Source organism: Candidatus Poribacteria bacterium (assembly GCA_016866785.1).
In the GTDB taxonomy this organism is placed as follows: domain Bacteria; phylum Poribacteria; class WGA-4E.
Genome location: VGLH01000134.1, coordinates 1 through 10,651, shown reverse-complemented (window position 1 = coordinate 10,651; position 10,651 = coordinate 1). Strand labels below are relative to the sequence as shown.

Below are 10,651 nucleotides of genomic sequence, written 5' to 3'. Positions count from 1 at the left end.
GTCCTGGAGCAGCGCGACCGCGTTCTCGTGGGCGAGCTCGGGCTCTTCGAGTCGTGCCCAGAAGGAGATGAACCACGCGCGGCTCCAGCCGGTGTGGCCGCCGCCGTGCTCCAGACGTCGTTCGAGCGTTCGACGCACCGCCAGCGCGAGCTCCGGTGTGTCGCGGAGCGTGATCTGGCGTCCCGGATGTAGCGCAAACGCGTGGGAGATGTGCCGATGCCCCGGTTCCGGCTCGTCGAAGTCTTCGAGCCATTCCTGGAGCTGCCCGTGTTTGCCGATACGTGGACCTGCCAGCCGGGCGCGAGCATCGATCAATCGATTGCGGAACTCGCCATCCTCTCCCAGGGCGTCGGCCGCCTCGATGCAGTTGGTGAACAGATCCCAGATGAGCTGCTGATCCATCGACGGACCCATGCAGACGTTCGCGGTCTGACCATCGGCGCTGCGGTAGGCATTCTCCGGCGAGACGGAGGGCCCACAGACGAGCCCCCCGGTTCTCGGGTCCTCGACGAGGAAGTGCAGGAAGAACTCGGCGCAGGATCGCATCGTCGGATAGGCGCGACGCAGGAAGTCCAAGTCCCTGCCGAACGCGAAGTGCTCCCACAGGTGCTGGCACAGCCACGCGCCTCCCGTGGGCCACATACCCCATCCGGCGGACCAGCCCGGCGACGTGAAGCCCCAGACGTTGGTGATCGTGTGGGCGACCCATCCCGGACAGTCGTAGTGGACGCGCGCCGTCTTAGAACCCGGTTCGACCAGCGACTCGATCAGGTCGAAGAGGGGCAGATGGCACTCCGCCAGGTTGGCGACCTCGGCGTGCCAGTAGTTCATCTGGACGTTGATGTTCAGGTGGTAATCGCTGTGCCAGGCGGGTTTGAGCTCCTCGCACCATAGACCCTGCAGGTTCGCCGGCATGGCTCCGGGCATCGAGGATGCCATCAGCAGGTAGCGTCCGTACTGGAAGTAAAGCGCCAGCAGGTGCGGATCATCGCCGCCGGCGCGGACGTGCTTGAGTCGGTCCGGCGTGGGCAGGTCAGAGGCAGCCGAGCGACCGAGATCGATGTCGACGCGGTCGAACAGCTTCTGGTGGGCTTCGGCGGAGCGCGAGCGGAGCGACTCGTACGGCTGCGTTCGGCACGCCTCGATGGTCCGGCGGCATCGACCGTCCGGGATCGGCTCGCGGTAGTCCGTCGTGCCGGCGATGAGGATCGTGACGCCATCGGCGGCCTCGATACAGATGGAATCGCCGTCCGCCCAGTGCCTTCCGCCGGAGCAGATGGCAACGACCTGTGCGGCGAAGCGCATGCCGGTTCCTCCGTCGCACTGCCCGGACAGGTGCAGGCAGTTGGGAGCCGCAGCCCGAACGGTTGCGTCGGCGGGTCGCGTGAGCCGCAGCCGGACGCTGATCGAACCCGGGTTGTCCGGCTCTAGACGCACGACGATCACGTCGTCTGCCATGCTGGCGAAGCACTCGCGGATCAGGCGCGTGCGTCCGGCGGCGATCTCCGTCGACGCGACGCCGGTTCCGATGTCGAGGTCGCGGCGGTACTCGTGAACGGAACCGGTCGGGTTCAGCGTGTCGATCCAGAGGTCGGCGAGCACTTGGTACGACGCGCCGTATGCCGCCTCGAAGCCGCCGCCGACGGACATCAGGCGGCTGTCGGCAAGCTGATGAGCGCGCCGGTACTGTCCAGCGAAGTAGGCGTTCCGCACTTCGGCGAGATGGCTCAGGGCGTCGGGGTTGTCGGTCGCTTGGGGACCTCCGGACCACAGGCTGCTCTCGTTGAGCTGGATGCGCTCTGAGTCGACGCCTCCGAAGACCATCGCCCCCAGCCGCCCGTTGCCGATGGGTACTGCCTGCATCCATAGCGACGCCGGCTCGCGGTACCAAAGCCGCCACTCGCTCATCGAACGCCTCCCGTGTTGCGTCGTCCAGTAGTCATGCTGGGAGCGCACGCTAGCACAGACGGTCGAACCCGGCAATCTCCGACACCGATTCGCGCGCAGGTGACCGTCCGCCGATCGCGTGATATCATGTGAAGTTGCTGAGCGGGTGCGATGGGTCGGTAGGCAGCAGCGCCAGGTCAACACCGGTTCCCTGCGGCTCGTTCCATGTTCCGATCCGACGGACACATGCAGAGCAATCCGAGCCCGGTGTTGAGGAGCCATTCTCGATGGGATCACGCTCGACGCGAACGGCGCGCCCAGGCGCACTGGCGATTGTCTTTGCGGCGCTCCTTGGCACAGGAGCCGGTTACGCACAGGAACCGGCGGTCGCACCTGGCGTCGGTGAACCCGCTCAGGTGGGCGAGGCAGCGCCCGAAGCTCCCGCGACGGTCGTGAACCCTCTCGTCATCGCCGATATCCAGGTCCGGGGCAGCGAGAACGTCGATAGCCAGATCCGCGACCTGATGCTTGCGAAGTCCTACTTCCTCACCCGCGTCGGCGATGAGATTTCGCAGGAATCCCTCTCCAACGACATCCGGCGCATCTACGCCGACTTCGGTCCGTTCGCCGACGTCTCGGTCGACGCGGCTCCGACCGAGTCCGGGCTGGTCGTCACGTTCGTGCTCCAGGAGCTTCCGACGGTCCGCGGCGATGTCGAGCTGGTCGGAACCAAGCACGTCAGCGCCGGCAAACTCCGCAAGCTGCTGACCCTCAAGGATGGGAGCCGGTTCAGCGAATATGCCCTGTGGCAGGCGATGTCGAAGGCGCTCGACGAGTACCGCAAGGAGGGATACTACTTCGCGAAGGTCGAGCCGACCGTCGACCCCGTTGAGGACGACCGGGCGGTGCGCGTCCGTTTGACGTTCACCGAGGGCGAGCGCGTCAAGGTGGCGCGCGTCGAGTTCAAGGGCAACAGCATCCTGTCCGACAAGGCTCTGCGAGACGTCGTCAAGACGAGGCGGGGCAAGCGGTTCAACGACGAGGATTTCAGCGGAGATACCGGGGCGATCCTCGATGCCTACCATGAGCATGGGGCGCTTAATGCGCGCGTGGTCAGCGCCGAGAACGGCTACGACGAGGACTTGAAGGGGCTGCGTGTCGCCTTCCAGATCGACGAGGGCGCCCAGTTCGTGTTCGAGGGTTACGAGGTCGCCATCGCCGAGAGCGCGCCTGCCATTTCCGAGCAGAAGGTCAGAGCCGAGCTGCGTATGGAGCCCGGCGTGATCTTCAACAAGACGACGTATATCGAAGACGTGGAGCGCGTTCGCGACCTGTACGCGAACCGGGGCAACATCCTCGCCGATATCGTGCCGGACGTGCTGCAGGACTCCGAGGCGGAGACCGTCCGCATCCGCCTGCGGATCAGCGAGGGCAGCACGATCACGATCAACCAGGTGCGCATCGACGGTCTGACCAAGACGAAGGAATACGTCATCCGACGCGAACTGGCGCGGATGGACCTGGAACCGGGTAAGCCGCTCAAGGCGTCGAACCTGCAGAAAGCCCACCAGAACATCATCCAGTTGGGCTCGTTCATTCGCGGGCTCGAGTTCGTGCCCGTGTCGACGGATGACCCGAAAGCCAAAGACCTGGTCGTCCAGATCGCCGAGAACGTCCGAACCGGGCTCTTCACGATCGGGGGCGGCTACGGGTCTGAGAGCGGCATCTTCGGCGTCGCCGAGGTCGGCGAGGGTAACCTGTTCGGGCGCGCCTATCGCCTCAACGTCAAAGGCGAGTTGGGCGCGCGGGAGCGCCGAGTCGGGCAGATCGGCTTCGGCACGCCCTGGATTCTCGGGACGCCCACATCGGCGAACCTGCAGCTCTACAGCATCAACCGGCGGCGCTACCTGTACAGCTACGACGACTATCGGAACTCGGCTGAGAACTCGTACGACGACTACCGCCAAGGGGCTTCGCTGAGTCTCAGCACGCCGATATCCCGCGACATCACCGCCCAAGCCACGCTGCGCGACGAGACGGTTCGCGCCAGCTACCTGCCCCTGAGCACGCTGGAGGACGAGGAGCAGTTCGTCATCGGAGCGCGGGAGACCCGCAGCATCGGCGTCGGCTTGTCGCGAGACACGCGGCGCTACCGCACGAGTCTCTTCGACCCGAACGGCGGCGGCGAAGACACCGTCTTCTTCGAGCATTCGGGCGGAGCCCTGGGCGGCAGGAACGCCTTCCGCAAGTACACCGTCGAAAGCAGTCGGTTCTTCGACACCTGGCGGAAGCTGGTACTCGCGCTGCACTTCCGCGCAGGTCACTTGCAGGATCGCAGCGGCATCCATCCTCAGTACCTGTTCTATGAACGGTACTGGCTGGGAGGGATCGACTCGGTTCGAGGGTACCCCGACTTCAGTCTGTTGCCCGACAGAATCGGTTCGACGACGATCAATGGCACGAACGTCGAAGTGCGACCGGGCATCGGCGGCAACAGCATGTTCTACGCTAATGCCGAATATCGGTGGCGGATCAACGACCAGATACGGACGCTGGCGTTTGTCGATGCCGGGCAAGTCTGGAACGAGGGCTCTGGCAATGTGCTGCGCGACCTGAGTCCCCATATCGGGGTCGGGGTCGGCGTCCACCTCGAACTGGCGGCTGGGTTCCTGATCCGCCTCGAGTACGGAATCCCTTTGACCTCCGTGCCGTATTACGACCCGGAGACGAAGCGCGTCCTTCGGCGGGACTTCCAACCCCGCCTCCACTTCTCGATGGGTCCGTCGTTCTAGGCGGTTCCGATGACAGACGGGAGTGTGTCCGTGTCGACGATGAAAGCACGCACTCGGGTCCTGTTCGCGCTGGGCGTGGCGCTTGGCGTGCCTGCGTTGTTCCTGGCGGCGCGAGGCATCTTGCAGGCGCAGGCCGCTCAGGAGTCCGGCAAACCCATGCGCGTTGCCGTGGTTGACACGCAGCGTGTGTTTGACCAGTATACGAGGACACAGACGGCGAATAAGACGCTCGAAGATGCCGTCAAGCGTCTGGAGGATCAAGGAAAGTCGATGAATGCGGAGATCGCCCGCATGGAGGAGCAGCTCACCAAGCAGCGGCTTTTCATCGACGACGCCAGCAAGATTCAGCAGATGGAGCGCGACATCGCACAGAAGCGGTCCGAGCTGAGGCAGTTCGTGACCACGGGAGAGGACGCGCTCCGCGAGAAGCAGGATGAGTTGGCTCAGCCCATTCTCGAAGAAATCCGCACGACGATCCAGTCGTTCGGCAAGGAGAACGGCTACAGTCTCGTCATCGAGAAGCAGCTTATCGCGCTCTATCACGAGCCCGATATGGACGTTACGGAGGCGCTCGTGAAGTTGCTCAACGACCGCGCGGCGGCTAGCGCGAAGTCATCCACGGACGCGACGCAGGGCACGCCGGCAACCGGCAGCCGGTGACGTTTCTCGCACTGTTGCCCAATCACGACACATCGCCGGCGAAGTAGAGACTCCACATCCGATGGACCCTGTCGCACCGGTCAAGATGCTGAGCGAGATTGCAGAGCTGATCGACGCCACGCTGATCGGCGATGGGTCGACCAAGATCCACGGCGTTTCCGGCATCCGCGAGGCGAAAGCCGGCGAGATCACGTTCGTCGCGAACTCGAAGTACATCGCGGAGATCGCCAAGACGCAGGCGTCTGCCATCATCGTGGGAGCCGACATCGACCTATCCCACAGTCCGACCGTCGCGGCGATCCTGCGCGTTCCCGCGCCGTATCTGGCGTTCGTGCGCGTTCTGGAGATCTTCGCATTCCGAAAGCGCCGGACGCAGATCGGGATCGATTCGACGGCGATCGTGGGCAGCAACGTGCGAATCGGCGAGAACGTCTCCATCCAGCCCTACGTCGTGATCGGGGACAATGTCGAGATCGGCGACGATACGACGATCGGTCCGTTCGTCTACGTCGGCGACGACTCCCGCATCGGCAGCGGATGCCTGGTCTACCCGAACGTGACGATCCGCGAGGAAGTGTCCATCGGGAACCGCGTCATCATCCACTCCGGCGCCGTCGTCGGGAGCGACGGGTTCGGTTTCGCCAAGGTGAGCGACTGGCATCACAAGATTCCGCAGATCGGCACGGTCATCATCGAGGACGATGTCGAGATCGGGGCGTGCACGACGATTGACCGCGCGACGATGACCAACGGAGCGACGGTCATCGGCAAGGGAACCAAGATCGACAACCTGGTGCAGGTGGCGCACAACGTCGTCATCGGCGAGAACTGCCTCATCGTCGCGCAGGTGGGACTCGCCGGGAGCACGATCCTCGGCAGGAACGTGACGGTTGCCGGGCAGGCGGGCACAGCCGGTCATCTGAGCATCGGGGAGAACTCGACCGTCGCCGCCAAGGCTGGAGTGACCAAGGACATACCGCCCAACTCCTTCCACTCCGGCTTCCCCGCCGAAGATCACAAGCAGGACCTCAAGCATCAGGCTTATCTACGCCGCGTGCCGCAGCTCGTCCGCGAGATCGAAGCCCTCCGCGCCCGGATCGAGGCTCTGGAGGGAACGGTCGAAGCCGACGACCTCGACCCGGAATGAACTCGCCGGTTCGGGTCCTCGCATACCACAACGTCGGCGATACCTTTGAGCTAGGCATCACCACGGTCCGGTTCCGCCAGTTCTGGCGTCACCTCGAGTTGCTGACCGCCAGCGGGTTCGTGGGTGTCCGTCTCGACGAGATGGCGCGGATTCTAGAGCAGAACTCACCGGACACTCGACGCCGAATCCACCTGACGTTCGACGACGGGTACGAGTGCCTCGCCAACGGCGTCTTCGCCGACATGCGCCGGGCGAATTTGGGCGGAACCGTGTTCCCGATAGCCGACTACGTCGGGCGTCGCAGCACGTGGGACACGACAATTCCTCGCCGACGCCACCTGACGTGGCAGATGCTCCGCGAGCTCTCCGCCGAGGGCATGGATATCGGCGCGCACACCCGCACGCATCCGTTCCTCTCGCGGCTGGCTCCTGATCGGGCGCGCGACGAGCTCGCATCGTCAAAGGCGCGCATCGAGGATCGGGTCGGTGTTGCCGTTCGAGCCCTCGCCTACCCATACGGGGATTGGAACGAGCGGCTAGCCGACCTCGCTCGTCAGTGCGGCTACGACCTGGCGTTCACGATGGATCCGAGGCGACCGTTCCGCCGCGAGAACCGCTGGGCCCTGCCCCGGTCTGCCGTCTATGCCATCGACACGCTCCGGTCGCTCAGCGGCAAACTCGGGCTGCGCGGCGACCGCGCCCTGAGGCGCGAGTGTGCGAAAAACGTCTGGATCAACCGCTGCGCGTACGCGAACTGGGTCTTCCATGGATGACGTCGCGCCGCGCACCGGAGGCGACCGGTGGACGCGCGTTGCCGATGCCGTCGCCCTCACGCGCCCGACGCTGATGATCCCGCTGTGGACGCTCCATATCTTGGGAGCCGCACACGCGGCGAGCTCGGACGGCAGATGGCGAACCTGGTGGGTTCCCCCGGTCGAACTCATCTGGTACGCGGTGGCTCAGACGTTGGTGATGGCGGCAGTCCATATCGTGAACCAGCTCGCCGACGCTGAGTCGGACGCGGCGAACCGGAAGCTGTTCCTGATCGGCGACGGCATCCTGTCGAGCCGATTTGCCATCGGCGAGGCAACGACTCTCACCGTCGCAGGTCTGTGTCTTTCGGCGTGGCGCTCCATCCAAGGCGGTAGTGCCACGTTGTTTGCGTTGGTCGTCGGTTCTGCGGCGATGGGGTTCGCCTACTCGCTGCCGCCGCTGCGCCTCAAGGCTCGAGCCGGCTGGGACTGGCTCGCCAACAGCGTGGGCTATGGCGTGGTGGCGTTCGGCGTCGGTTGGGCGAGCTCGGGCATTTCGCTGCGTTCCATGTGGCTCGTAGGGTTACCCTATGCGTGGAGTGTGGGCGCGACCTTCGCGCTGACGACGATTCCCGACATTCCGGGCGATGCGAGGGCAGGAGATCGGACGTTCGGCGTGGCTCTGGGCCCCGTGAAGACAGCCATCGCGGGCTGCATCTGCCTGCTAGTCGGTTGCGCATCGTCCATCGGCGTGCGAAACTACGTCGCGCTCTGGGCGATCGTGCCGTCGATGTTCCTCTTCGGGCGGACGACGATCCGGTTGTTTGCCGGCGGCTCCGACCCGAGCCTGACGCGGACAACGCAGGCTGTCATCCTGGTCCTCTCCGTCATCGCGTCGGTTGCGGTGCCCGTGTACGCCGTCGCGTTGGCGGGTCTGGTCATCGGGACGCGCGCATACTATCGTCGTCGCTTCGGGCTCGTCTATCCATAGCGCGAGGTAGGGGTGTTGGTCGTCGCCATCGGTGGCATCTATGCGCTGTCGGCGATCTACGCGGCGTGCATGGCCGTCGTTCTGATCGGGGTTCGCAGACTGGGGCGGTATTGCCGGAAGGCATCGCCGGGAAACACGCCGACGGTCTCAGTTCTGGTCGCCGCACGCAACGAGGAGCCGGGCATCCGGCAATGCGTGGCGTCGTTGCTGAACCAGGACTATCCGGCGGACCGGTATCGGGTGGTCGTCGTCAATGATCGATCCAACGACCGCACCGGCTCGATCCTCGAGGAGATCGCGACGACATCGAATCTGCTGACGGTCGTCCACATCAGCGACGACCCGGTCGGCATCTCCGGCAAGCAGAACGCGCTGAGGACCGGGCTTCGGTACTGCGAGGGCGACGTGATTCTGAACACCGATGCGGACTGCATCGCGCCGGAAACGTGGGTCCGGCGCTTCGCCGAGGAGTTCGCGGACGACGTCGGGTTGGTGATCGGCGTGCCGGTATGCCACAGGAAGGGAGCGCGCGTTTCGCTCTTCCACGCGCTGCAGAGCCTCGACCTCGCGTATCTGCTGAACCTAGCGGTCGGCGCGGCAGGCATCGGCAAGCCGGCGAGTTGCATCGGGAACAACATGGCGGTCCGTCGCAAGGCGCTCGATGCCGTCGGCGGCTATGAGGATATGGGCTACGCCCTTACCGAGGACGCCGCGCTGATTCGCGCCGTGGATCGCCACCACGAGTGGCGGATCGCGGCGGCGAACGTGCCATCGGCGGTCGTCGTGACGGCTCCCGTGGCGACGGTCCGGCAACTCTACCGCCAGCGCGCGCGTTGGCTGCTGGGCGGCATGGACACGGGCTCCGCCGGTGTTCGGATACTCTACCTGATGTTGGCGGTGCATCTGGTTCTCGCGGCAACCCCGGCTCTGATCTGGGTTCCGGCTTTGCGGCTGCCGCTGGCAACCGCGCTGGCAACCAAGATCGTCGCGGATTTCAGCGTTGCGTGGCAGGCGACATCGACAATCGGTCGCCGCGACATGCTCCGGGTGTTCCCGGCGTTTGTCGTCTATTTCGTGGCATACAGCGCGTTCATAGGCGTCGGCTCGCTCTTCCGCCCGAGAATCGAGTGGAAGGGGCAAGTGTACGGGAGACGTCGGTGATCCTGTCTCTGTGGGTGTGTGCGCTGATCGCCATCTGCTTTGCCGCTCCTCGCGCCGCACGCGGGTACGCGGAGACGCACTACCGCTTCATGGCGGGGATGAGCCGCGTCTATCGCCCCTGCGCCGAGGTCTACTGGGACTGCCCGTGGCGCATACGCGCGGGCGATACGCTCCCGTTGGCGCTCATCGTCAAGGATGCCCATCGGTTCCCCACAATCCTCGCTGTCCCGCAGGTGACGCTGACCTGGGACGGCGGCGAGACGAAGATCGCCCTAGGCGGCGACGCGGACTACCCGCTGGACGTTCGCGATCCCTATTGGTACACCATCTACGAAGTGGCGATCCCGCGCGATGCCCGTGGGTGGGTGCAGGTGGCTCCGACCGTTTTCGTCACCACAGGGAGCAACGGTCGTGTGGTAGGCGTCTCCAGCCACGACGGGTTCACGAACGATCCGCTCCGCGTCTACGTATCCGACGACGACCTACCGATTGGCGAGGGCTGGTCGTATGCAGAGACGCACTGCCATTCGTGGCAGACGAGCGACCAGGTGGAGTTCGGCGCGTCGCCCGACATGCTGGCTCGGATGGCTCGATCCGTCGGGCTCCGCTGGGTCTTCGTCACCGACCATTCGTTCGACCTCTCGGTTCCCGTCGGTAAGTGGTTCGGGCGCGACCCGGACAGCACGCGGTGGAAGCTGCTCGGGGGCGAGATCAAGGCGGCGAATACCATCGATGAGGGCGTCACGCTGATTCGCGGCGAGGAGGTCTCCTGCGGGACCGCCGCCGGACACAACGTGCACCTGCTGGTCTACGGCGTCCCTGAGTTCATCCCCGGCAGGGGCGACGGCGCGAAAGAGGGGCGATGGTGGCAGAACGCGCCAGACATGAGCATCGCCGAGGTGCTGGCGATAGCTCGGCTGCATGGGGGTCTCGCATTCCCAGCGCATCCGTTCGTGTCGCATTCGGCGATGGAATCCGTCTTCCTGAACCGTGGCGAGTGGTCCGACAAGGACCTGAGCCATCCGTTCGACGGCTGGGAGATATGGAACACCGACGCCATCGACCGCTTCGGGGTCGCTCGCCGCGAGTGGATCCGACTCCTGCTGGCGGGAAAGCGCTACGCCGCCGTTGCCGGCAGCGATGCACACGGCGATTTCAACCGAACTCGGGCTGTGGGTCTCCCGTTTCTCAGTGTCTACGAGGATCAGCGCGAAGCGTTCGGGACGCCGCGGACGGCAGTCTACACGCCGGACGACACGGT

General features: G+C 65.0%; 8 protein-coding genes. 7 read left to right on the top strand and 1 reads right to left on the bottom strand.

The features are described 5' to 3' along the window. Window positions 1-2,169 (bottom strand): glycoside hydrolase family 95 protein (locus FJZ36_15775; protein MBM3216359.1); only part of this gene is annotated, 2,169 nt, incomplete at its 3' end. A 5-nt stretch (window positions 2,170-2,174) separates the two neighbouring features. Here FJZ36_15775 and bamA point away from each other — a divergent pair. From bamA to FJZ36_15740, 7 genes are all read left to right on the top strand, one after another. Continuing rightward, a complete protein-coding gene (bamA, locus tag FJZ36_15770) occupies window positions 2,175-4,679 on the top strand; it encodes an outer membrane protein assembly factor BamA (protein ID MBM3216358.1) in 2,505 nt (834 codons plus the stop codon). 9 nt (window positions 4,680-4,688) lie between these two features. Continuing rightward, the gene (locus FJZ36_15765; GenBank protein MBM3216357.1) at window positions 4,689-5,339 is read left to right on the top strand and encodes an OmpH family outer membrane protein; all 651 of its coding nucleotides are present in this window, start codon (window positions 4,689-4,691) and stop codon (window positions 5,337-5,339) included. 61 nt (window positions 5,340-5,400) lie between these two features. Beyond that, on the top strand, window positions 5,401-6,486 hold the full coding sequence (lpxD, locus tag FJZ36_15760) for a UDP-3-O-(3-hydroxymyristoyl)glucosamine N-acyltransferase (GenBank protein ID MBM3216356.1): 1,086 nt from the start codon (window positions 5,401-5,403) through the stop codon (window positions 6,484-6,486). Further along, entirely contained in the window at window positions 6,483-7,259 is a 777-nt protein-coding gene (locus FJZ36_15755) for a polysaccharide deacetylase family protein (GenBank protein MBM3216355.1), read from the top strand. Before lpxD ends, FJZ36_15755 begins: the two co-directional genes overlap by 4 nt. Continuing rightward, the gene (locus FJZ36_15750) at window positions 7,252-8,229 is read left to right on the top strand and encodes a hypothetical protein (GenBank protein MBM3216354.1); all 978 of its coding nucleotides are present in this window, start codon (window positions 7,252-7,254) and stop codon (window positions 8,227-8,229) included. The genes FJZ36_15755 and FJZ36_15750 overlap by 8 nt, the downstream gene beginning before the upstream one ends. 15 nt (window positions 8,230-8,244) lie before the next feature. Further along, window positions 8,245-9,390, top strand: a complete 1,146-nt coding sequence (locus FJZ36_15745; protein MBM3216353.1) for a glycosyltransferase — start codon at window positions 8,245-8,247, stop codon at window positions 9,388-9,390. Further along, a partial coding sequence (locus FJZ36_15740) for a hypothetical protein (GenBank protein MBM3216352.1) occupies window positions 9,387-10,651 on the top strand: 1,265 nt, incomplete at its 3' end. The genes FJZ36_15745 and FJZ36_15740, both read left to right, overlap by 4 nt.

What these genes read in the sequence shown, in the direction of transcription:
- lpxD (MBM3216356.1), top strand. Translation starts at nt 5,401, where the DNA reads ATGGACCCTGTCGCACCGGTCAAGATGCTGAGCGAGATTGCAGAGCTG.
- FJZ36_15750 (MBM3216354.1), top strand. Translation starts at nt 7,252, where the DNA reads ATGGATGACGTCGCGCCGCGCACCGGAGGCGACCGGTGGACGCGCGTT.
- FJZ36_15765 (MBM3216357.1), top strand. Translation starts at nt 4,689, where the DNA reads ATGACAGACGGGAGTGTGTCCGTGTCGACGATGAAAGCACGCACTCGG.
- FJZ36_15755 (MBM3216355.1), top strand. Translation starts at nt 6,483, where the DNA reads ATGAACTCGCCGGTTCGGGTCCTCGCATACCACAACGTCGGCGATACC.
- bamA (MBM3216358.1), top strand. Translation starts at nt 2,175, where the DNA reads ATGGGATCACGCTCGACGCGAACGGCGCGCCCAGGCGCACTGGCGATT.